At 66.4% G+C, this 21,568-nt stretch carries 17 protein-coding genes; 6 read left to right on the top strand and 11 right to left on the bottom strand.

What is annotated here, in order from left to right:
* Positions 1-9: 9 nt before the first annotated feature.
* The 5 genes from QUV25_RS02110 to QUV25_RS02090 are packed head-to-tail and all read right to left on the bottom strand — an operon-like array spanning position 10 to position 5,976.
* Positions 10-1,293, bottom strand: a complete 1,284-nt coding sequence (locus QUV25_RS02110; protein ID WP_300860959.1) for a UDP-N-acetylglucosamine 2-epimerase — start codon at positions 1,291-1,293, stop codon at positions 10-12.
* Positions 1,290-3,080 (bottom strand): asparagine synthase (glutamine-hydrolyzing), encoded by a 1,791-nt coding sequence (gene asnB, locus QUV25_RS02105; protein ID WP_300860958.1) that lies wholly within the window; start codon positions 3,078-3,080, stop codon positions 1,290-1,292. Before asnB ends, QUV25_RS02110 begins: the two co-directional genes overlap by 4 nt.
* Positions 3,080-3,634, bottom strand: a complete 555-nt coding sequence (locus QUV25_RS02100; RefSeq protein ID WP_300860957.1) for a sugar transferase — start codon at positions 3,632-3,634, stop codon at positions 3,080-3,082. Before QUV25_RS02100 ends, asnB begins: the two co-directional genes overlap by 1 nt.
* Positions 3,631-4,449 (bottom strand): aldolase/citrate lyase family protein, encoded by an 819-nt coding sequence (locus QUV25_RS02095; protein WP_300860956.1) that lies wholly within the window; start codon positions 4,447-4,449, stop codon positions 3,631-3,633. Before QUV25_RS02095 ends, QUV25_RS02100 begins: the two co-directional genes overlap by 4 nt.
* Before the next feature lie 12 nt (positions 4,450-4,461).
* Positions 4,462-5,976 carry a lipid II flippase MurJ gene (locus tag QUV25_RS02090; RefSeq protein WP_300860954.1) on the bottom strand — a complete coding sequence of 505 codons (1,515 nt, stop codon included), beginning with the start codon at positions 5,974-5,976 and terminating at the stop codon, positions 4,462-4,464.
* 152 nt (positions 5,977-6,128) lie between these two features.
* On the opposite strand from QUV25_RS02090, the gene lysS reads away from it, so the two are divergent.
* Entirely contained in the window at positions 6,129-7,691 is a 1,563-nt protein-coding gene (gene lysS, locus QUV25_RS02085) for a lysine--tRNA ligase (RefSeq protein ID WP_300860952.1), read from the top strand.
* Positions 7,692-7,704: 13 nt separating this feature from the next.
* On the opposite strand, the gene QUV25_RS02080 is transcribed toward lysS, so the two are convergent.
* Positions 7,705-9,153, bottom strand: coding sequence for a ferric reductase-like transmembrane domain-containing protein (locus tag QUV25_RS02080; RefSeq protein ID WP_300860951.1), 1,449 nt, complete (start codon positions 9,151-9,153; stop codon positions 7,705-7,707).
* Positions 9,154-9,319: 166 nt separating this feature from the next.
* A complete protein-coding gene (rpoH, locus tag QUV25_RS02075) occupies positions 9,320-10,279 on the bottom strand; it encodes an RNA polymerase sigma factor RpoH (protein ID WP_300860949.1) in 960 nt (319 codons plus the stop codon).
* A gap of 290 nt (positions 10,280-10,569) precedes the next feature.
* On the opposite strand from rpoH, the gene QUV25_RS02070 reads away from it, so the two are divergent.
* The gene (locus QUV25_RS02070; RefSeq protein WP_300860947.1) at positions 10,570-11,844 is read left to right on the top strand and encodes a D-amino acid dehydrogenase; all 1,275 of its coding nucleotides are present in this window, start codon (positions 10,570-10,572) and stop codon (positions 11,842-11,844) included.
* Here the strand turns inward: QUV25_RS02070 and QUV25_RS02065 are convergent.
* Entirely contained in the window at positions 11,814-12,299 is a 486-nt protein-coding gene (locus tag QUV25_RS02065) for a hypothetical protein (protein ID WP_300860946.1), read from the bottom strand. The two genes, QUV25_RS02070 and QUV25_RS02065, sit on opposite strands and share 31 nt — an antisense overlap.
* Positions 12,300-12,685: 386 nt before the next feature.
* Here QUV25_RS02065 and imuA point away from each other — a divergent pair, with 386 nt between their 5' ends.
* The 4 genes from imuA (at position 12,686) to QUV25_RS02045 (ending at position 19,248) form a co-directional block, all read left to right on the top strand.
* A complete protein-coding gene (gene imuA / locus QUV25_RS02060) occupies positions 12,686-13,591 on the top strand; it encodes a translesion DNA synthesis-associated protein ImuA (RefSeq protein ID WP_300860944.1) in 906 nt (301 codons plus the stop codon).
* Positions 13,536-14,927 carry a DNA polymerase Y family protein gene (locus tag QUV25_RS02055; protein WP_300860943.1) on the top strand — a complete coding sequence of 464 codons (1,392 nt, stop codon included), beginning with the start codon at positions 13,536-13,538 and terminating at the stop codon, positions 14,925-14,927. The genes imuA and QUV25_RS02055 overlap by 56 nt, the downstream gene beginning before the upstream one ends.
* Before the next feature lie 315 nt (positions 14,928-15,242).
* Positions 15,243-15,989 (top strand): hypothetical protein, encoded by a 747-nt coding sequence (locus QUV25_RS02050; protein WP_300860942.1) that lies wholly within the window; start codon positions 15,243-15,245, stop codon positions 15,987-15,989.
* A gap of 49 nt (positions 15,990-16,038) precedes the next feature.
* Complete coding sequence (locus QUV25_RS02045) at positions 16,039-19,248, top strand: error-prone DNA polymerase (RefSeq protein ID WP_300860940.1); 3,210 nt, start codon at positions 16,039-16,041, stop codon at positions 19,246-19,248.
* 283 nt (positions 19,249-19,531) lie between these two features.
* Here the strand turns inward: QUV25_RS02045 and QUV25_RS02040 are convergent, their stop codons facing one another.
* From QUV25_RS02040 to phnN, 3 genes are read right to left on the bottom strand one after another with little or no spacing between them, the layout of a single operon-like run.
* Positions 19,532-20,353 (bottom strand): endonuclease/exonuclease/phosphatase family protein, encoded by an 822-nt coding sequence (locus tag QUV25_RS02040; RefSeq protein ID WP_300860939.1) that lies wholly within the window; start codon positions 20,351-20,353, stop codon positions 19,532-19,534.
* Complete coding sequence (locus QUV25_RS02035) at positions 20,350-20,997, bottom strand: DapH/DapD/GlmU-related protein (RefSeq protein WP_300860938.1); 648 nt, start codon at positions 20,995-20,997, stop codon at positions 20,350-20,352. The genes QUV25_RS02040 and QUV25_RS02035 overlap by 4 nt, the downstream gene beginning before the upstream one ends.
* On the bottom strand, positions 20,994-21,548 hold the full coding sequence (phnN, locus tag QUV25_RS02030; protein ID WP_300860937.1) for a phosphonate metabolism protein/1,5-bisphosphokinase (PRPP-forming) PhnN: 555 nt from the start codon (positions 21,546-21,548) through the stop codon (positions 20,994-20,996). The genes QUV25_RS02035 and phnN overlap by 4 nt, the downstream gene beginning before the upstream one ends.
* Positions 21,549-21,568: the final 20 nt, after the last annotated feature.

Raw genomic sequence — 21,568 nt, 5'->3', positions numbered from 1 at the left:
ACCAAAGCACTATTCTGTCCGATCCGCCGTCGGCAAAAAGCGATTGTGGGCGCCTTTTTCCGCCGCATTTCTCACCACCTGGGCCACGCGCGAAGCGGCACGACCGTCGCTGCGAAACGCGGGGCTGGCGCTTGTGATCCTGCCGTCGAGTACGCGAGCAAGCGTGGAGGGCAAGTCCCTCGGCTCAGCGCAGCCGGTGGACACGCCCTGTGCCGCCAGGCTGAACCAGATGTGAGCGGCGGGCGAATTCTCGACCGAGATCACCGGCTTGCCCGCCACCGCACTCTCCAGCCCGACGGTGGAGGTCTGGACCACCACCGCCTCCGAGGCCAGGATCAACGGGTGAATGGGCTCCTTCGGCGGTTCGCTGAAGTGGATGCGAGGCTCGTCGGCCAGTCGTGGGTATTGGGTCCAGTCACTGGGGTGGTAGCGGACCATGAGCGCGAGATCGGGGCGCTGGCGCACATGGTCTCGCAGCACCGTCTCGATCTCCCGCGGCAGGGCCTGGCCGACAGGCACCGGCGTGGCCGGGTGGGCCTGTGGCTCCCAGTGGCCGGCGAACAGCACGGGTCGCAGGTCTTGCCAGCCACGCTCGGTCACAAAGGCCTTGGCGCGGCGTCGGTTGTCTTCGGTGAACAGGCCGTCAAACGCAGGGTTGCCGGTGACCACCACGCCCTCTGAAGGAAAGCCGCGCTCCACCAGCCGCTCGCGCACGCGATCGGCAATCACGCAGGTCCAGTCGGGCTTGATGTTGCGCATCACATAGGTGTCGCTGTCCAGGCCAAACAGATCCACCATGCCCACGCTGGGGACGCCCAGGGTTTTCGCCGTCTCCAGTACCGCCTGTTCGCTGCGCGGCGAGTTGGTGGCGACCACCACATCGGGTTGCAAGGCTCCGATGACCTGGCGCATGAAGTGCAAGGGAAGAAAACCGTATCGTCCATGCTGGCGGTAGTGGTCGGCCGCACCCGCCTCGCCATGTTGCGAGATCAGGTCCAGGTAGTTGATGCCGAGGTAGGCAAAGGTCTCTTCGATGGGGACGTCGGGACTGGTGTTGCCTTCGCTCAAGCGCTCGCCCCATTGGCGGGCGGCGCGGCCATCAACCAGATGCAGAAAGTCGAGGTATCCCAGGGTGGGTCGCTGCGCTTTTGCCTTGAGGTGGCCGGTGGTCAGCGCCATCAGCTGGCAGTCCACGCCGGGCCACTGGGCTTCCAGTTCGCGGATCACTGGCAGCACCATGCCCACGTGACCACCACCGTAGGTCACGAACAGCACAAGAGGAGCGCGACTCATGCAAAGGCCTCCCGATGCCAGATGGCCAATGCCGCCAGTGCGCGCAACTCGCGCGTGAAGTTCGCCTGGCCGTCGCGGTGCTGGTCGAGCATGGCTTGTACTGCCTTGGGTTCGAACAGCTCACTGATCACCTCGCTGTCGCTCAGGGTGCCGCGCAGCCAGCTGTGCAGCTCACCTTTGAACCAGTCGCCCACCGGCACGGTGAACATCTGCTTCTTGCGGTGGGCCAGACCTTCTCCGATCAGGGGTGCGGCAGCGCGCTTGAACCAGTGTTTTTTGTCGCCCTCTCGGGAGAGCTTGGTGTGGCCGCGGGAGCGAAAGGCGAACTCCATCATGCGCCAGTCCAGGAACGGCGTGCGGGCCTCGATGCTCACCGCCATGCCCATGCGGTCGGGTTTTACGAGGTTGTTGCCGCTCAGCAGCAATTGCATGTCGAGGTAGAGCGCCTGGTTGATGCGGTCGAAATGAGCGGCTTCTTTCAACCACGGCTGCGCGGCTGCGCAAAAGCTGTCGACGCCAGCCAGCCGACGACCTATCTCGGGCCGGTACAGCGCGGCCTTGGACTCAGGAGAGAACAGGGAAATGCTGTCGAAGTAGCTGCGCTCAAAACTGGCCTGCGACAGCGCAGCGGCATCGTTCCGAGTGAAAAACTGCGCGTATTTGTCGTAGCCTGCGAACAGCTCGTCTCCGCCATCGCCGGTGAGCACCACTTTCACATGTTTCGAGGCCAGCTCGCTCACCCTCAGCGTGGGCAGGAAGGAAGCATCGCCGTGAGGCTGGTCGAGGTGGTGCAGCACCTGTGGCCAGCGGTCGAGCATGTTGAGCTCAGCCACTTCGCGGGTGTGCTGGCAGCCGAACCGGTCTGCAGCGTCCTGGGCGAACGCCGACTCGTCGTAGCGCGGGTCTTCGAACCCAATGCAAAAGGTTTTGACCGGCTCTTTCACGTGGCGTGCCATCAGGCCGACGATGGTGCTGGAGTCCACCCCGCCAGACAGAAAGGCGCCAAACGGCACGTCGGCGCGCAGACGGATGCGGGTGGCGTCGTCGAGCAATGCCATGAACTCTTCCGACCAGTGCTCGAAGGTGTGGTCCTGCTCTTGCCGGCTGGCCAGGCTCCACCAGCGCTCGGTCCGCACGTGTTGGCCGCGCGTGAACTTCTGCCAGGTGCCCGGCATGACATGGCGCACACCCTCGTAAGCGGTCCACGGAGCCGGGATGTAATTGAAGCTCAGATAGTGGTGGATGGCTTCGAGGTCCATGGGTCGCCGCTGTCCACCGCGAGCGGGCCACAGCGCCTTGAGTTCCGACCCGAACAGGACGCGCTGCCCGTCGTCCAGCGTGTAGAGCGGTTTGACCCCGATGCGATCGCGCGCAAGGTACAGCGCGTCTTCGCGCGCATCGTGAATGGCGATGGCAAACATGCCATTGAGCCGCTTCAAGCAGGCGATGCCTTCAAGCTCGTACAGCCTCAGGATGACTTCGGTGTCGGAGTGCGTGTCGAGTCGAACGCCTTGTGCGCGCAACTCGGCGGCCAGCTCCACATGGTTGAAGATTTCGCCGTTTTGCACCAGCGCGATCTGCCCATCGTCGCTCACGAACGGCTGGTGGCCGTGACCGATGTCGATGATGGACAAGCGCCGGTTGCCGATGGCCACGCCCCGCGCTGGCTGGTGGTGGATACCCTCGTCGTCCGGCCCTCGGTGCACCAGCGCGTGTGCCATGGCGCGCAGGGCGTCGTCGCTAAGCGAGCGATGACCGCGATCCCAGTAGCCAAAGATGCCACACATCAGTTCGCCCCTTTCCCCGAGAGTCGGCGAAACGTCCACCAGCAGATCTTGATGTCCAGCCACAGCGAGTGCTCGCGTGTGTAACGCAGGTCGGCCTCCAGCCGCTGAGCCTCGGTGGATTCGGAGCGGTACAGGGCCTGCGCCAGACCGGTGATGCCGGGTCGCACGCTGCAGCGCTGCGCCCAGTCGGCTTCGCTGTAAAGGCCGCGTTGGGCCGGCACGTCGGGACGCGGGCCGACCAGGCTCATGTCGCCCAGCAACACGTTGATCAGCTGCGGCAACTCGTCGATGCTGGTGCGGCGAAGGAAGCGGCCGACGCGCGTGATGCGCGGATCGTTTTCTGCCGTGAAGTAGGGCCCGAGGCTGGCCGCGTTCTTCACCATGCTGCGGAACTTGAACATGCCAAATTCGCGGCCGCTCAATCCGATCCGGGTCTGGCGAAACAGCACCGGCGCGCCCGATTCGACCGCGATCACCGCTGCAGCGACCAGCAACAGAGGCGAGAGCACCAGCAGCGCAATCAGCGCGATCAGCACATCCATCAGCCGCTTCATGCCGCGGCTGCAGGTCGCGCGGCCGCCTGCATCGCGATGCGGCCAATGATCTCAGCGATGCGCTGGCGGTCGGCTTCGACAAGGTCAGGCTTGCGCTGGCTCAGCAAATGCTCGGCCTCGCGCAGCGCGGCCACTTCCTCCTCAAAGCGGGTTGTACCCGCGCTGCCGTGAAAGGTGCGCGAGAGAATCACCGCCTGCGAGCCCAATCGCAGGTGCTCGGCCAGCACATCGCGCCCGGGCAACAGGCCCTCGTCCAGACGGGCGATGCCGCCAAATCCCAGGCGCAACCCTTGAGCCCGAAGCAGACGCGCAGCACTGTCGAGCAGCCCCAGGGCCAAGGGTTCGAACATGAAGCGAAGACCCAGTGACAGGTGCAGGTCGTTGAGCCCCACGAAGACCTCGTGCAGACCGGGTGCATCCATCCACATCGGCAGCGTCTCGAACGCGCCCGCCGTCTCCAGCAAGGCCACCACCGGTGCGCGCCCATCGACCAGGTGACAAAAGCTGCGCAGCTCATGCGCGTCGCTGAACATGGGCAGCATCAGGAGGTCTGCGCCCTCGCGCAGCACCGCGTCCACTTCGGCCGCGGTACCAGCGTGCAAAGGGTTGACCCGCACCATCAAGGGCGCTTGTTGCAGCACCGCTTTGACTCGGCCCACATCAGCGATGGTGTGCGTGCTGATGAAGGTGTTGCGCCCAGCCTGGCGTTCGGCCTTGCCTTGCTGCTCCAGGTCGACCATCAGCCGCATGCCCGGCAGCGCATCGCAGCGTCGGGCCATCTCGGGGTCGTTGGTGATCTGGATCAGGTCAATCATGTCAGTCCGGAATTATCGGCGCAGGGCTTCACGCAGCCCAGGGGAGAGTGCCCAAGCCACGAGCAAGACCGACAGCGCCAAGCCCACCGCCATACCCAGGCCGGGCAGGCGTGGCGGCGTGGGCAGACTGGTGGCGAGTGCGGCCAGGATCACCGCCGCCAGCAGCGCCGGCAACAGATCCCGAAAGACCAGCACGCCGCGCAGAAAGTTACGCTCGCGCACCAGCAGCGCCACAGCCGCCGCGCTGAAGGCTGCGTTCAGGGCCCACATCACCTGCGCACCGTCGAGCCGGCCCCCGGCGTAGGACAGTGCGCCCAACAGCAGCAACAGACCGAGCGCACCCAGGTAGGCCCCCACCGCGCCGCGCAGACGCCCGGTGCTGGCCATCAGCGTCAGCAACACCGCCAGCAGTGCCTGCGGCAGCAGCGACCAGGCGCCGATGCGGCCCCAGGCGGCCACCTGGGCCACGGCCTCTGGCGTCATGCGACCCCAGCCAAACAGCAATTGCGCCAGTGCCGGGGCCATGCCCGCAATGGCTGCCGCCGCGGCACAGGCCAACGCCCAGGCCAGGACGAATGCGCCGCGCAGGGCGCGTACCTGTTGCTCGCGCCGGGCAGGGTTGAGCGCAGCGTCACCCGCGACAAACGCCGCTGCAATGCTGGGAAAAGCCAGCGTCGCCACGAGCTGAATCGCCAGCACCAGAGGCAGTTCCACCAGCTTCCAGGCGTAGTTGAAGGTGGTCAGCGCGCCCTCGCCAGACGTGGAGGCGAGGCTGCGGCCCAGCAGGGGCAGCAGCAGCGGCAAACCTGCGCTGGCCAGGGCCCAGAGCCAGATCGAGGCAGCGGGAAACCCCACAGATCTGGCGCCGCGCTGCGCGATGTCTCGCTCGACGCGCGTCGGCGGGCCATCCGTCCTGTGCAGCCGCCAGCGCAGCCAGGCCAGCCGCAAAACCATGCCCAGCAACAAGCCGCCGCCCACCAGACCGATCGGCGCTGACACCGAGCCGCCCAGGGCCACCAGCAGCAAGGCGCCCACGATGCAGACGTTGACGACCAGGTTGGCGCCGTACATGCCCAGAAAGTCGCGCCCGTGTTGCAGGCGGGTGGTCCACAGGGCGGCCACCAGGGCCAGCGGCATGGCGGCCGCGCTCCAGACCAACGCGCCGTGGGCGGTGGCGTGGCCGATGTCGCTCAGGCCGGGCGCCAGCACCGCCGTCACCAGCTCAGGCGCGAGCACCAGCACCACGCCCGACGCCACACCCGCCACCAGCAGCCAGCGCAACAGCCGTATCTGGGTCGCGGCCTGCTCAGCCGCTTGCTGGCGTGCCCACAGAGGAAGCAACACATAGCTCAGCGCGCCCGCAGCCAGGATGCCAGTGAGCAGGTCGGGCAGGGTGAGCATGAGCACAGCCACGTCGGCCAGGCCCGTGGCGCCCAGGGCTGCGGCCTGAACCGACTCGCGCAGCAGCCCCAGCAAGCGGCTGGCCAGCAACAACGCGAGTGACACCAGACCAGCACGCAGGAACATGGCCCGCATTATCCGGGCCACCAGCGCGTTGCCGGCATCGGCCGGTCGGCCCAACTAAAATGCGTGGTTGGTCGGCGACAGCGCTTGTTCGACCCGCGTTGGCCGCTTGCGCCGACGGTCTCCCGCCGCTTTGGCTCTCACCGGTCTGTTTCATGTCCCAAGCTCCCATTTCCAGCGTCCCGCCCGCAGAGGCCCCGGCGCACGACGAAAACCAGCTCATCGCCGAGCGCCGCGACAAGCTCAAGGCCTTGCGCGAGATGCAGAAGCAGGGTGGCGCGATCGCCTTTCCGAACGATTTCAAGCCTGCTGACAAGGCCGCCGAGCTGTTTGCTTCGCATGGGCAGACCAGCAAGGAGGCGCTGGAAGCCGCGCCGGTGCGCGCCAGTGTGGCCGGACGCATGATGCTCAAGCGGGTCATGGGCAAGGCCAGCTTCGCCACGCTGCAGGACGCCTCGCTGGGAGAGAGCGGCGGGCGCATCCAGATATACCTGAACAACGACAGCGTGGGCGAGGCGGTTCATGCCGCCTTCAAGCACTGGGACCTGGGCGACATCGTGGCCGCCGAGGGCGTGGTGTTCCGCACCGGCAAGGGCGAGCTCACGATACACGCCGACTCCATTCGCCTGCTCACCAAGAGCCTGCGGCCGCTGCCCGACAAGTTTCACGGCCTGCATGACCAGGAGATGAAGTACCGCCAGCGCTATGTGGATCTGATGACCGACGAGGCCACGCGCCGACGTTTTGTGGTGCGCAGCCAGGCGCTCTCAACCTTGCGCGAGTTCATGGTCAGCCACGGTTTCCTGGAGGTCGAGACGCCCATGCTGCACCCGATCCCGGGCGGCGCCAATGCACGGCCCTTCGAGACGCATCACAACGCGCTTGACCAGCAGATGTTCCTGCGCATCGCGCCCGAGCTGTACCTCAAGCGCCTGCTGGTGGGTGGCTTCGACCGCGTGTTTGAGATCAACCGCAACTTCCGCAACGAAGGCATCAGCGTTCGACACAACCCCGAGTTCACCATGATGGAGTTCTACGCGGCGTACTGGAATTACCAGGACCTGATGGACTTCAACGAGCAGCTGATCCGCCATGTGGTCAAGCAGGTGCATGGCGACACGCCGCTGACCTACAACGGCCAGCCCGTTGATGTGATGTCACCGTTCGAGCGCCTGACCATCCGCCAGGCGATCCTGAAGTACACCGAAGCGGGTGATCAGGTCGACTCAGCCGAGTGGCTGATTCCACAGCTCAAAAAGTTGGGTCTCTCAGAAGCCAAGCATCAGCTGAGCCAGCGCAGCCTGGCCAGCCTGCAGGTGCTGTATTTCGAGGAGACGGTGGAGGAGAAGCTGTGGAACCCCACCTTCATCATGGACCACCCGACCGAGATCTCGCCTCTGGCGCGCGCCAACGATGCCAACCCGGACGTGACCGAGCGCTTCGAGCTCTACATCACGGGTCGCGAGTTCGGCAACGCCTTCTCCGAGCTCAACGACGCCGAGGACCAGGCCGCGCGTTTCCATGCTCAGGTGGCGAGCAAAGACGGCGGTGACGACGAAGCCATGCACTTCGACGCCGATTTCATCCGCGCGCTTGAATACGGCATGCCGCCCGCAGGCGGCTGCGGTATCGGCATCGACCGCCTCATGATGCTGCTGACCGACAGCTCCAGCATCCGCGACGTGATCCTTTTCCCCGCGCTGCGCCGCGAGGCCTGAGCCCGTCGCCTGCTCAGCGCCAGACCAGCGCCAGCACCAAGCCCAGCAGGCTTGCGGCCGACAACCCCCACCACGTCTGGCGCATGCGTTTGGCCAAAGGCGACAGGCCGGAGAAGTCGTATTTGAAATGTTCGGAGACGACGCGTTCCGGTGGGACGCCGCGCGTCACCAGCGCGGTCTCCACCGCGTCCATCATGGGCTCGGGTCCGCAGACCAGGTGGTACGCGGTGTTGGCCAGCGGCGCCACGGCTGGGTGAGCCAGTGCCTTCGCCAGGCCAATCGCATCGAGTCGCCCTGCAAGACCTTCCCATGCGGCATCCGGCTGCTCCACCATGGGCAGCAGCTGGAAGTCGGGCAGGGCATCGGCGCCTGACAGCGCCACCACGTCCACCATCTGGTCGCGGAGCTTGTCGGCGTAGATCAGGCGCAGCGGTCGAGGATCCTGCCGCGCCACTGCGTCGGCCAGCAGGCTCACAAACGGCGCCACGCCGATACCGCCCGCGTGCATCACCACGGCGGTGGCCTCGGGCGGTAGGTCAAAGCGCCCGTGCGGCCCGTCCAGGTAGGCAGTATCGCCCACCGTGTGCTGGGCGAGCCCGCGCGTCATGTCGCCCGCCTCCTTGATCAGGAATTGCACCCGTCCCCCTTCACCCGGCGCGTTGCTGATGGAAAAGGGGTTGTCGCGGTGCGGCCACCGGTGGCCCAGCTTGAGCCAGGCGAACTGGCCGGCGCGAAAACGCGCCCCTTTTGGCGAGCGCGGTGCGATCTCCAGCCGCCAGATGCGGTCGGCGCAGCGCTCGAGTTTTTCGATCCGGTAGGGGTGCGCGCCTTGCCACAGCGGACGCACCCCGTAGACCCACAGCCACGACAACAGTGCCAGTCCTGCCAGTGCCCACCAGACGGAAGCCACCGCGCCGAACTGCGCGAAGCGGCCCGACACCAGCGTGTGGTGCAGGCCCAAACCCACTACCGCCAGCGCCAGCGCGCTGTGCATCAGCCGCCAGCGTTCGTAGGACGTGTCGCTGCGTTGCCGCCAGATCGCGCTGGCCACCAGCACGAGCAGACAGCCCAGGGCGAGTACGCCGGTGACCAGGCCCCAGGAGCCGCCACCGATGCGAAGCACCTCCGCCGCGGAGGTGCTTGTCGGCCCGGGTGGCGCACGCCACAGGCTGTAGAAGAACGGATGCAGCAACAGCATCAGCACAGCAGTTCTCGCAAACAACTGGTGTGTCTGCATCAGCAAGTCGCTGCCCAGCCAGCCCGACAAGGGCTTGAACCGCCCCAGAAGGAAGAACGACAGCAAGACCAAGGCAAACCCGATCATGCCCAGCCCGGATGCCCATTCGTCCAGCCAGGGCCTGCGCTCCAGCCCCGCGGTGCGCGCCGCCCACTCGCCGATCAGCAGCGGCAGCAGCATCAACAAGAGATAGAGGGCGGCCCAGAAGGCTTTTGGGCGAAGCATGAACAGACCTGCGGAGAATGTGACCGGCTCGGGATGAGCCAGCCTGCCAGTTCATGGTGCAGAGCGGAGCTTGGCGCGTCAAGCCGATGTGCCGACGGCTTGATCTGGCGCAAAAAGAAAGCCCGGGCAGACCAAGGTCTGACCGGGCTGGCTGGGTGGCGCGGTGTCAGGCGAATTCGATCAGCGCCTTGCGCATCTTCTTCATCGCCGCCACCTCGATCTGGCGCACCCGCTCGGCACTCACACCGTACTCGGCGGCCAGCTCGTGCAGCGTCATGCCACCCGACCCGTCGTCGTTCACTTTGAGCCAGCGCTCGGTGACGATGCGGCGCGAGCGGTCGTCCAGCTCGCTCATCGCACGCGCGACGCCTTCGGTGGCCAGCGCGTCGCGCTCGGCACTCTCCAGCACCGCGGTGGGCTCGTGATTCACGTCGGCCAAATAGGCGATCGGACCGTAGCTCTCTTCGCCGTCGTTGCCGGGCGACGGGTCCAGCACCACGTCACCGCCCGACAGCCGGGTCTCCATTTCGCGCACTTCTTCCGGCTTGACGCGCAGCTCCCGCGCCATCACCTCGACCTCGCCATCGGAGAGCACCTCGCGGTGGGTGTCGCCGTCCAGCGCTTCGGCCCGGAAGTTTTGCTTGCGCGAGCGCAGATTGAAAAACAGCTTGCGCTGGGCCTTGGTGGTGGCTACCTTCACCATGCGCCAGTTTTTCAGCACATATTCATGGATCTCGGCCTTGATCCAGTGCATGGCGTAGCTCACCAGGCGCACGCCCTGGTCAGGATCAAAGCGCTTCACCGCCTTCATCAAACCCACATTGCCTTCCTGAATCAGGTCGCCATGGGGCAGGCCGTAGCCCAGGTACTGGCGGGCGATCGACACCACCAGCCGCAGGTGGGACATGACGAGTTGACCCGCGGCCTCGATGTCGTTGTCGTCGCGCAGGCGCCGCGCGGCGCTCTGCTCTTCTTCCAGCGTCAGCAGCGGCATGCGATTGACGGCGGAAATGTAGGCGTCCAGGTTGCCGAGCGCAGGCAAGCTCAGTGAGCGGCTCGCCCACGGGCTGGCTACCGCCAGGGTGGTGGACGGTGCGGCGTTGAAAGCAAGAGTTGCAGCAGACATGGTGTGTTCCCTCCTAAGGGTGCTCTTCTGGAAATGTTAGCACTCTATGAGAGAGAGTGCTAAGTGCTTTGGTTCCCGGAATGTGACAAATGTGGGCTGGTTCAAGTCTGGATGTCGAGATGTGTCTTAAGTGCTTGATTCAATTGAAAAAATAGCTTGATGAGGCTTTGATCATCGATGCTCGGTCATCAGACCGGGTGTCTGGTCAAAAAGCTCAAGGCACGGCCACGCTTGCCGTCGAGACGCCCGCTCATTTCAGCAGCCAGCCACCCAAGGCCTATAGTGCATTCATGAAAGTCACCATTCTGGGCAGTGGCGTCATCGGTACGACAGCCGCTTATTACCTGGCCAAGGCCGGGCATGAGGTCACGGTGCTGGAGCGCCAGGCCGGGCCAGCACTGGAGACCAGTTTTGCCAACGCCGGCGAGGTCTCGCCGGGCTATTCGGCGCCCTGGGCAGGACCGGGTGTGCCGATCAAGGCGGTGAAGTGGCTGCTGATGCACCACAGCCCGCTGGTCATCAAGCCCATGCTGGACTGGGCCATGTGGCGTTGGGGCCTGGGCATGCTGCGCAACTGCACCGAGGCGCGCTACCGGGTGAACAAGGCGCGCATGGTGCGACTGGCCGAATACAGCCGCGACTGCCTGATGCAGCTGCGCGCGGACACCGGCATCGCCTACGACGAGCGCATGCAAGGCACGCTGCAACTGTTTCGCACCCAGAAGCAGCTCGACGGCACAGCCAAGGATGTAGAGATCTTGCAGCAGTACGGCGTGCCCTATCAGTTGCTGGACCGCGCTGGGTACCTGCAGTACGAGCCGGCGCTGGCCGACGTGAAAGAAAAGTTCGTCGGTGCGCTGCGCCTGCCCGGCGACGAAACCGGTGACTGTTTTCTGTTCACCAACCGCCTGGCCGAGATGGCCAAGGCGTTGGGCGTTCAGTTTCGTTTTGGGGTCAACATCCGCAGCCTGCGGTCCAACGGCGCCGACATCACCGGCGTGGAGACCGACGCCGGGCTGGTCACGGCCGACCGCTACCTGCTGGCGCTGGGCAGCTACTCTGCCCAGATGCTGGCACCGGTGGGTTTGAACGTGCCGATCTACCCCGTCAAGGGCTTTTCAATCACGGTGCCGATCACCGACGCCACCCAATCGCCCGAGTCCACCATCATGGATGAGACGCACAAGGTGGCTGTGACCCGGCTGGGTGACCGCATCCGCGTGGGCGGCACGGCGCAGCTCTCGGGTTTTGATCTGAAGCTGGACGCCAGTCGCCGCAGGACACTGGAGCATGTGTGCACCGATCTGTTTCCGCGCGGGGGCGATGTCTCTCGCGCCGAGTTCTGGACCGGCCTGCGCCCCATGACGCCGGACGGCACCCCCATCGTCGGTCCCACCCGCCTGCCCGGTCTTTGGTTGGCCACAGGTCATGGCACGCTGGGCTGGACCATGGCCGCCGGCACCGGCCGCCTGCTGGCCGACTGGATGGGCGGAGGGCAGCCCGAGATCGACACCGAAGGCCTGACCATCGCGCGCTACGGCGCGTCGCTGGGGGCGGCGGCCTGAGCCAGGGCATTGCCCGGGTCGGCATCGTCTGCAGCTTGGGCTCGCGCTCGCTGCACCAGCACGGTCACCAGCAGGGCCGCCGCCGCTGACGAGGCCATCACCGGCGAAGCCGCCACGATCTGAGCCAGCCCGTAGATGGCGTCTGTGCTCACCTGCTGCAGGCGCTCAACCAGGGCGCTCACATCGTTGCCTTGCACCTGCCCGACGTCTTCCAGACCCACGCGGATGCGCGACGATTCGTTGCGAAAAAGAATGCGGGCAAACAGGCCGTCGGCCACCACGGCCAGCGATAACACGCCCACCCGGGGCAACAGGTATTCCAGCAAGCGCCGCCGGTCCGCGGCGGGCGCAACTTCGTACACCTGCCCGATCAGCGTGGCGACCCGCGCTTCAGATGCCGCCGGCGCAACGCTGTGCTCGGCAAGACCCGCATTGGGCAACGCATGGCATGTCATCGGGGAGCCTCCTTGACTTGAAGAGTCCCACCATAGCCACATTGGGGCGGACAGGTGAGTGCAAGCGTGACCAGATGTTCATCGATGCAAGAAGCCTTCAGCGCGCCAGAGCTTGTCAACACCGTTTTCTGGGTGCGAACTGGGGTGGGGCTTGGAAAAAAAAGGCCACGCGACGTTGCGAAGCCTGACCGGGGGACACGCTGGCTGCGGTTTGCGCCTTTTGCACCTCATTGCACTCAGAAACATGGTGTGAACAGGTCCTTGCCCGTCGGGTTTTCAAGTTTTTCTGGACAGGCAGAAGCATCTTTGATACTGTACGAAAAAACAGTATCTATCGCCTTCTCCTTTTCCTTGTTCCAGCCGTTCTCTGCCCTTGCTGCCCCTACATGCCTCCCGCCACCGCCTTGCTGGCCGACACGCCGTCGGCCGGACCTTCTGTCCCCTGCGCCAGCCGCCCAGTCTTCGCGGCGGGCGCTTTGCCGGCTGCGGTGTCGGCGGCGTTGTGGCGCGGCGACCAGCTCGGTGCGCCGGTGGTCACCGTGCACCCGAGCGGTTTCCATGCGCTTGACGCCGAACTGCCTGGCGGCGGCTGGCCGGGCCACAGCCTCACCGAGATCCTGAGTCCGCAGAGCAGCACGCTGGAGTGGCGGCTGCTCGGTCCCGCGCTGCAGCGCGTGTGCGCCGCCGCGCGCACGGTGGTGGTGGTCGGCCCGCCGCGCACGCCGCATCTGCCGGGTCTGCGGCTGGCGGGGCTGGATGAGCGGCACCTGGTCTGGGTGCAGGCCGAGACACCGGCCGAGCGCCTGTGGTCGGCCGAGCAGCTGGTCAAGGCCAACGCGGGTGGTGCCTTGCTGGTCTGGCTGCCGCAGGTGCGACCCGAGCAGGTTCGCCGCCTGCAGGTGCTGGCCGCCGGCCACGCCGGGCCGGTGTTTGTGTGCCGTCCCAGCACGGCGGCGCAGGAATCGTCCGCCGCGCCGCTGCGCCTGCTCGCCCGCGTGGGGGCTGACTGGGCGCTGCAGGTCGACCTGCTCAAGCGCAAGGGGCCGCCGCTGGTCAACACGCTGCATCTGCCCTCGGTGCCCGCCGGTCTGCAGGCCATCCTCACGCCGCGGTTGCAACGGCCCAGCGCCTTGCGGCTGCGCCCGCCCGCGAGCGGTGGTGCGCCAGCGGTCGCTCAGACCACGAACCGCGCACCCGCGCCGGTGGCGTCCCCCAACGCCTCTGCCCAAGCCGACCATGCTCTGGTCCGCGCTGCTGCTGCCCCGCCCCGACGACGCGTGCCCTTCCATTGACGCGGCGCTGCAGGCGCTGGCGGTCTGGGCGCTGCAGTTCACGCCCCGGGTCGCCGTCGCCGACGAAGCCGTGGTCATGGAGGTGGCGGGCAGCCTGCGCCTGTTCGGTGGCCGGCGTGCGCTCGCCGAGCGCGTGTGGGCCGAGGGGCAAGAACTCGGCGTGCAGCGCCTGGCCTGGGCACCCAACAGCCTGGCCGCGCTGGCGCTGTCGCGCGCCGGTATTCAGCACGGCGGGCGCGCTCCCCTGTCAACCGTGCTCGACGCGCTGCCGCTCGCTGTCTTGAGCGCGGTGCGGCCGCACGCGGTGACGCTGGCCCACATCGGCTGCCGCACCCTGGGCGACCTGCGCGCGCTGCCGCGCGGCGGCGTGGCCAGGCGCTTCGACAAGCAGCTGCTGCACGCGCTCGATCAGGCCTATGGCCTGATGCCCGAGGTGCACGAATGGGTGCAGCTGCCCGAGACGTTTGACGCGCGGCTGGAGCTGATGCACCGCGTGGAAGACGCCAGCGCCCTGCTGTTCGGCGCGCGGCGTCTGCTGCTGCAGCTGTGCGGCTGGCTGAGCGCGCGCCACAGTGGCGTGACGGCTTTCACCCTGCACTGGGCGTTTGATGCGATGCGTTCACGGTCGGTGGGCGAGGGCGATGCCAGCCGTCCGCCGGGCCGCCCCAAGAACGGCTGCACCCCCTTGGGGGGCCAGGCGCAGCCAGGGTGGGGGTCACATACCGTGCGCACCGCCCAGCCGATGCGCGATGTGGAGCACCTGTGCCGCCTGCTGGCCGAGCACCTCGCTCGGATTGAACTGGCCGCACCCGTGGGTGATTTGCGGCTCACCGCCGACGAGGTCCACCAGCTCCAGCCGACCAGCCACTCGCTGCTGCCTGACAGTGTGCACCAGGGTGAAACTTTGCACCTGGTGCTCGAGCGCCTGGCGGCACGCCTGGGCCCCGAGCGCGTGTTGCGCCCGGTGCTGCTGGAAGACCACCGGCCCGAGTGGATGTGCCGTTGGCAGCCTGCGCTGCAGACCTTGCCTCGCAAGCCCGCGGTCGCGCCGGATGGGCCCCAACCCACCTTTGTGCTGCCACAACCGCTCAAGCTCGCCATGCACGGCAACCGGCCGCTGTACCAGGGCGAACTGCAAATGCTCGCCGGTCCGCAGCGCATCGAAGGCGGCTGGTGGGATCGCGTCGAGATCACCGTCGCCCCCGAGCCCGGCCACACGCGCAACGTGACGCGCGACTACTGGGTGGCGCTGTCGGAACAAGCGGGTGTGTTGTGGGTGTTTCAAACCCGGCTGGACGAAGCACCCGCCTGGTACCTGCACGGGCATTTCGCATGAGACAGAACCCCCACGCTCCGCTGCTGCGCAGGTCGCCCCTTGCAGGGCGCGTCACGGCCGCAGGCCGTACCTCTTCGGGCTGTCCGAGCCTGCGCAGGCAGGTTCGGAGCCGCGGCCCTCAGCCCCCAGCGGGGGCTGGGTCTGCCTTGGGAGCGGCCCGGCGGCTGGCCCGTTGCTCCCGCGCTGCGTCGTCCTTGCTCTTCTGCGCAGGGGCTGCGCCCTCCATACCCACCCCTGTTGGTAGTCATCCCGCATTACCATCTGGGTCCTGCGTCGCGACCGATCTTGCCCATCGCGCACACCTGCCCACACACCATGAACCCAGAACCCAAAGACGGCGACTTCGCTCGCCTGGTGAGTCAGCACACGCAGGCCAGCGCGCCATCGCCGGGTTTTGCCACCGCGGCCTCACCCGCTGCGCCCGAGGTGCCTTGGCCTCAGCACTGGGAGCCTGTGCTGGTGTTTGTGTCGCAGCAGCGTTTTCGTTTGATTGGCCTCATGGCCACGGCCACGGTGGCGGTGGCCGCAGTGCTGGTCTTGCTGACGGCGCTGGTCATCAAGACCGAAAGCCCGATCTCGGCTTTTCTGCTCAACCAGGTCGTGCAGTCGTCGTTTTCACAAATCGTTTTGGACGGTGTGCAAACCCACTACCAGACGCAGGTGATCGAAGCGGCCGAAGCGTTTCAGTCCACAGGCCAGGCGCCGCCGGGTGTGAGCGTCACGCAAAACGGCCATATCACCGAGGTCGACACCGAAGCCATCAAGGCGCGCCTGCCACTCAAGGAAGTGATGCTGGGCGCCGCCGCTGTGGCGCTGGCGTTTGCGGTGGCAGCAGGCGTGATCTTTCAGCAGCTCCGTGCCGTGGCGCCGAGCGCGGTGACGCCGCGCCGCCTGTGGCTGGCCACGGCGGTACTGGTCTCGCTGGAGGCCTGGGCCTATTCGCTGCAAGGCTTCTGGGGCTTGTCGCTGGTGCTGTTGGCGGTGGGTGGCGTGAGCGCGGGGCTGTTGTGGCTGCTGCGGCAATGGCCCAGGATCGCGACCGTGATCCCACCCAGGACCTAGCCCAAGAGCCACCGCTCAAGCGCCATGGCGACTCGTGTGGGACGGCGCCATGAAGTCCGTCCAGTCTGGCCACGCCATCCCGCCTTACGCCGAGCTGCGCTGCCTCTCCAACTTCAGCTTTCTGCGCGGCGCGAGCCGCCCCGAAGAGCTGGTCGAGCGCGCCAAGGTGCTCGATTACGCCGCGCTGGCGCTGACCGACGAGTGTTCGCTGGCTGGCATCGTGCGCGCGCATGTGGCCGCGAAAGAGCAGGGTCTGAAACTGCTGGTGGGTAGCCAGTTCCGGGTCGACTGCAGCCACCCGTTCACGCTGGTGGTGATCGCCTGCAACGGCAACGGTTACGGCAACCTGTGTGAGTTCATCACCCGGCTGCGCCGGGCATCGCCCAAGGGCAGCTACCACCTCGGCCTGAGCGACATTCACGCGCAGCACCTGGCCGACAACCTGGTCATTGCCGTGCCCGATCGCGGCAACACCCAGGCGCAGATGGACGACACCGCCCGCTGGTTGTTGCAGCACTTTCTCGGACGCTGCTGGCTGGGTGTGGAGCAACTGCGCCGCCTGGACGACGAGCTGCTGTTGCACCGCTTGCGCCAGAGCGGCGCGCTCACCGCGGTGCCGCTGGTGGCGCTGGGCGATGTGCAGATGCACCTGCGTTCGCGCAAGCCGTTGCACGACGTGCTCACCGCCACGCGCGTGGGCCGACCGCTCACCCAATGCGGTTACGCGCTCGCGCCCAACGCCGAGCAGCGCCTGCGCTCGCGCCTGGCGCTGGCGCAGCTGTATCCAGAAGACCTGATGCGGGAAACCCTGAGCGTGGCCGAGCGCTGCGTGTTTTCGCTCGACGAGCTGCGCTACCAGTACCCGGATGAGGTGGTGCCCGCGGGTGAAACCCCGGCCAGCTATCTGCGGCGCCTGGCCTGGGAAGGCGCTGGGCGACGCTGGCCGCAGGGCGTGCCTGCCTCGGTGCACCACCAGATCGAGCACGAGCTCGCGCTGATCGGCGAGCTCCACTACGAGCACTATTTTTTGACGGTGTACGACATCGTCGCCTTCGCGCGCGCCCAGGGCATCCTGTGCCAGGGGCGTGGCTCGGCGGCCAACAGCGCGGTCTGTTACTGCCTGGGCGTGACCGAGGTGGACCCGGCGCGCACGGCGGTGCTGTTCGAGCGCTTCATCTCGAAAGAGCGCAACGAGCCGCCCGACATCGATGTGGACTTCGAACACGAGCGGCGCGAAGAAGTCATCCAGTACCTCTACGCCAAATACGGGCGCGAGCGCGCCGCGCTCACCGCTGCCGTCATCAGCTACCGGCCACGCAGCGCCATCCGCGACGTGGGCAAGGCGCTCGGCTTTGACGAAGCCACGCTCTCGGCCGTGGCCAAGGGCCATTACTGGTGGGACGGCAAAGCCATTGACCCCGAGCGCCTGAAAGAAGCCGGGCTGGAGCCTGAGGACCTCGCGGTGCGCCAGCTCGTTCGCCTCACCGCCCAGCTCATGGGCTTTCCGCGCCATTTGTCGCAACACACCGGCGGCTTTGTGCTCACGCGCGGGCCGCTCTCGCGCCTGGTGCCGATCGAAAACGCGAGCATGGCCGACCGCACCGTGATCGAGTGGGACAAGGACGACCTCGACGCCATGGGCCTCTTGAAAGTGGACGTGCTCGCGCTCGGCATGTTGACGGCCATCCGCAAGTCGCTCGATTTCATCGGCGCGCGCCAGGGCCAGGTGTTCCAGATGCAGGACATCCCGGCCGAAGACGCCAGCACCTACGACATGATCTGCGCCGCCGACACCGTGGGCGTGTTCCAGATCGAAAGCCGCGCGCAGATGAGCATGCTGCCGCGCCTGCGCCCGCGCTGTTTCTACGACCTGGTGATCGAAGTGGCGCTGGTGCGCCCTGGGCCCATCCAGGGCGGCGCGGTCCACCCCTATCTGGAGCGGCGGCAAGGCAAGGTGCCGGTGAGTTACCCCAGCGCGGCGCTGGAGCAGGCGCTGGGCCGCACGCTCGGTGTGCCCGTGTTCCAGGAGCAGTGCATGCAGATCGCCATTCTGGCCGCCGGCTTCACCCCCGGCGAGGCCGATGGCCTGCGCCGCGCCATGGCCGCCTGGAAACGCAAGGGCGGTCTGGGGAAATACGAGCGCCGCCTGATCGACGGCATGACCGAGCGCGGCTATACCCCCGAGTTTGCGCAAAGCGTGTTCGAGCAGGTCAAAGGTTTTTCCAGCTACGGCTTCCCCGAAAGCCACGCCGCCAGCTTCGCCCTGCTGGTCTACGCCAGCTGCTGGATCAAGCACCACCACCCGGCCGAATTCCTCGCCGCCATGCTCAACAGCCAGCCGCTGGGCTTTTACACACCCAGCCAGCTGGTGCAGGACGCCAAACGGCATGGCGTGGAAGTGAGAGCGGTGGACGTGATGACCAGCGATTGGGACTGCACGCTGGAGGAAACCACTGGCGAGCAACCAGCCGTGCGCCTGGGGCTGCGGCTGGTCAGTGGCCTGTCGAAGGCGGCAGCCGATCGCATCGCCACAGCGCGTGCCGGGTCTTGTTCAGCGCATACCGCGGAACCGGCTTTGCCGGGCCGCTGGTGTGGCCCCCCTTCCAGGGGGGTGACGCGAAGCGGCGCAGGGGGTGGCTTTGTTGACGCCGACGAACTGGCCCGTCGCGCGGAACTGAACCAACAAGACATGCGCCAACTCGCGGCAGCCGACGCGCTGTTGTCTCTGAGCGGCCACCGCCGGCAACAGGTGTGGGACGCCGCTGCGCTCAAGCCAGCACCTGCGCTGCTCAGCCACGCGCCGGTGGACGAAGACGTGTTGACCCTGCCCGAAGCGCCCGAAGGCGAAGCCATCGTGTGGGATTACGCCAGCCTGGGCCTCACCCTGCGCCGCCACCCGCTGGCGCTGCTGCGCCCGCTGCTCGCCAGGCGCCGCCTGCAGACCGCCGAAGAACTCAAGGAAGCGCCCAACGGTCGTCTGGTGCGCCACTGCGGCATCGTCACCCTGCGCCAGCAGCCCGAGACCGCACACGGCGTGGTCTTCGTCAGCCTGGAAGACGAAACCGGCGTGGTGCAGGTCATCGTCTGGAAGGCGCTGCGCGAACGCCAGCGCGCCGCGCTCACCCGCTCACGGTTGCTTGCGGTCTACGGCACCTGGCAACGCGAAGGCGAAGTGCGCAATCTGATCGCCGGCCATCTGGAAGACCTCACGCCGTTGCTGGGCCGCCTGGCGGCGGGACGCAGCCGGGATTTCCATTGAGGAAGGTGAATGTCGGAGGGAGGCCAGTTGTGTTGAAAAACTCATGCGCCGTCGCCGAGGTCATCGTGACAAAAATCAATCTCATCGAACGACCCAGGATCGCCGACTTCTCTCGAAGTGAGGGGTGAGGCAATCCCCGAAAACAGGTTGAACTGTTGCCTCACTTTGAGCGGCTTGCAACCGGAGAAAAAGAACAACAATGAAAGCAGCCTTGCTGCGCGAATTGTGTTTGCAGCGTTTGACAGAAACTTTGGTTGACTGCTCCTGCCAAGCCAAGCTCAATTTAGCCGAGGGCGAAGGTCACGCTGACCCCTGAATGATCGCTGGGCATTGCGCCCCACGGCGTTGTAGCCGTATTCAGCACCATCACGGCCTCGCGATAGCTCACGGACACTCGTGAGCAAGAGGGCACACAAAGTATGTGGTCCAGGTTCAGGCCCTGCCCTCCGGGCGCAAAGAAGGTGAACTTCTCCGCGCCTCCAGACTGTGCAAAAGCATCCAACAAGCCCCAGGGATGAGTCATAAATGGGGCCAGTTCAGGCGAGTCCATCGATGCGTTGAAGTCGCCGCAAACCAGGCTCAGGTCGTGCCGCGGCATCTGCCCCAGTCGATTCAACAGCGTTCGCAGCTGTTCGGTGCGCAGCGGGTCGCCATCTGGATGGGGTAGGTGCGACAGATGGACATTGACCAGTAACACCGACCACCCGGCAACCTCCATTGAACAGAAATTGGCCACTCGGCCGCCATCGGTCACCGAAGACGGCAGTTCCAGCGCTTCGCCGGACCGTATCGGCTCGCGCGACAACACGGCCAGCGAGGAGAAGCTGTCCACCCACCCACCTTGAAACCAGCGCGGTTTGCGGCGGGCAGGAGCGGTGTGCAGGTGCATGCCCAGGTGGTGTGCCAGGAAGCGAGCGGTGTCGGTGCTGCCGTCGAGCGTGGCAAAACATTCCTGCAGCGCGAAAACATCGGCGTCCAGAGCCTTCATCTGCTCGCACATCGCCTCCAGGCGCATGGCGTATTCACCGTCGCACTTCCAGGTGTTGAACGTAACCACCTTCAACCGGGTGGGGCTTGTGTCGGTGGCAGTCTGTTCTGCGGTCATGGGGCGTAACTCGACAGAAAGCGCCTCAGGTCATTGAAATCGTCTATGCGTTCGGCCAGTGTGGCGTGGTCCCAGTCCCACCAGGCAGTGGACTCGATGGCACGGGCAATCGACGGGGTGAAGCGCTGGCGCAGCACCTTCGCCGGGGCACCTGCCGCGATGGCGTAGGCGGGCACGTCTTTGGTGACAACCGAGTTGCTGCCGATTACCGCCCCGTTGCCGATGCTCACGCCCGGCATGATGACCACGCCGTGTCCGATCCAGGTGTCGTGGCCGATGCTGACGCGTTGGCGAAGGCGCCACTCGAAGAAGCTCGCATCGTCGTCCGGAGCGAAGCCGTACCGGGCACGGCGGTAGGTGAAGTGGTGCAGCGTAGGGCGCTCCATGGGATGGAAGCCCGGGTTGATGCGCACCATGGCCGCGATGTTGCTGAACTTGCCGATGTCGGTCGACATGATGTCGCAGCCCCGCTCCAGATAGGAGTAGTCGTCGAGCACGCTGTCGGTCAGGCGCGCCTGATCGCCCACCTCGGTGTAGCGGCCGAAGCGGCAGTCCTTGACAACGGCGGTGGGGGCGATGCTCGGCGCCACGCCAAGCCGCGGTACTTCGCCGACGTTGAACGATGCAATGTGGGTGTGGGTCATTCGGGCCATCCGGGCAGATGCTGGAGGTGGTTGAGGAGCATGCGGCCTGCGTCTTCCAGCGCGCCGTCGTTCAGGATCTCGATGGCCTGTACCGGCGGCAGCGACTGCGTGCGCCGGATGCGCGCCTCGACCTCCGCGAGGCCTTCCCGGCCGCGCGCCAGCAGTCGCTGGCGCAGGGTCTCGGGGCTGGCACAGACGTGTACCACGGTCAGCCCCGGAAAGCGGCTGCGGGTGGGTTCCAGGTAGCCTCGGGAGCCGTTGACGAGTACCCAGTGGCCATGGTCCAGCGGCGCGGTTTCACAGTGGCGAATGCCGTAGTGAAGCCCGTTGGCTTGCCAGTTGAGCGCGAAGGCACCCCGTTCCCGCAGTGCCAGAAACTGCGTCTCGTCCACCGCCTCATGCACCTCGTCACCCGGACGCGCCGCGCGGGTGATGGTGCGCCGTGCCCAGTGGATCGATGGCGTGTTCGCGAGCTGGTGGCGCGTCCAGCCGAGCACGCTGTCTTTGCCCGCGCCCGACGGGCCGACCACGTACACGAGGCGACGGCTCATCGCTTGACCTCCGCCCTGCG

It is taken from the genome of Hydrogenophaga sp. (assembly GCF_030373245.1).
Lineage (GTDB): Bacteria > Pseudomonadota > Gammaproteobacteria > Burkholderiales > Burkholderiaceae_C > Hydrogenophaga.
This window is presented reverse-complemented; position numbering and strand designations above follow the sequence as displayed.

Excerpts from the sequence above, each read along its gene's own strand:
- QUV25_RS02110 (WP_300860959.1), bottom strand. The coding sequence starts at position 1,293 with ATGAGTCGCGCTCCTCTTGTGCTGTTCGTGACCTACGGTGGTGGTCAC.
- asnB (WP_300860958.1), bottom strand. The coding sequence starts at position 3,080 with ATGTGTGGCATCTTTGGCTACTGGGATCGCGGTCATCGCTCGCTTAGC.
- QUV25_RS02100 (WP_300860957.1), bottom strand. The coding sequence starts at position 3,634 with ATGAAGCGGCTGATGGATGTGCTGATCGCGCTGATTGCGCTGCTGGTG.
- QUV25_RS02095 (WP_300860956.1), bottom strand. The coding sequence starts at position 4,449 with ATGATTGACCTGATCCAGATCACCAACGACCCCGAGATGGCCCGACGC.
- QUV25_RS02090 (WP_300860954.1), bottom strand. The coding sequence starts at position 5,976 with ATGTTCCTGCGTGCTGGTCTGGTGTCACTCGCGTTGTTGCTGGCCAGC.
- lysS (WP_300860952.1), top strand. The coding sequence starts at position 6,129 with ATGTCCCAAGCTCCCATTTCCAGCGTCCCGCCCGCAGAGGCCCCGGCG.
- QUV25_RS02080 (WP_300860951.1), bottom strand. The coding sequence starts at position 9,153 with ATGCTTCGCCCAAAAGCCTTCTGGGCCGCCCTCTATCTCTTGTTGATG.
- rpoH (WP_300860949.1), bottom strand. The coding sequence starts at position 10,279 with ATGTCTGCTGCAACTCTTGCTTTCAACGCCGCACCGTCCACCACCCTG.
- QUV25_RS02070 (WP_300860947.1), top strand. The coding sequence starts at position 10,570 with ATGAAAGTCACCATTCTGGGCAGTGGCGTCATCGGTACGACAGCCGCT.
- QUV25_RS02065 (WP_300860946.1), bottom strand. The coding sequence starts at position 12,299 with ATGACATGCCATGCGTTGCCCAATGCGGGTCTTGCCGAGCACAGCGTT.
- imuA (WP_300860944.1), top strand. The coding sequence starts at position 12,686 with ATGCCTCCCGCCACCGCCTTGCTGGCCGACACGCCGTCGGCCGGACCT.
- QUV25_RS02055 (WP_300860943.1), top strand. The coding sequence starts at position 13,536 with ATGCTCTGGTCCGCGCTGCTGCTGCCCCGCCCCGACGACGCGTGCCCT.
- QUV25_RS02050 (WP_300860942.1), top strand. The coding sequence starts at position 15,243 with ATGAACCCAGAACCCAAAGACGGCGACTTCGCTCGCCTGGTGAGTCAG.
- QUV25_RS02045 (WP_300860940.1), top strand. The coding sequence starts at position 16,039 with ATGAAGTCCGTCCAGTCTGGCCACGCCATCCCGCCTTACGCCGAGCTG.
- QUV25_RS02040 (WP_300860939.1), bottom strand. The coding sequence starts at position 20,353 with ATGACCGCAGAACAGACTGCCACCGACACAAGCCCCACCCGGTTGAAG.
- QUV25_RS02035 (WP_300860938.1), bottom strand. The coding sequence starts at position 20,997 with ATGACCCACACCCACATTGCATCGTTCAACGTCGGCGAAGTACCGCGG.
- phnN (WP_300860937.1), bottom strand. The coding sequence starts at position 21,548 with ATGAGCCGTCGCCTCGTGTACGTGGTCGGCCCGTCGGGCGCGGGCAAA.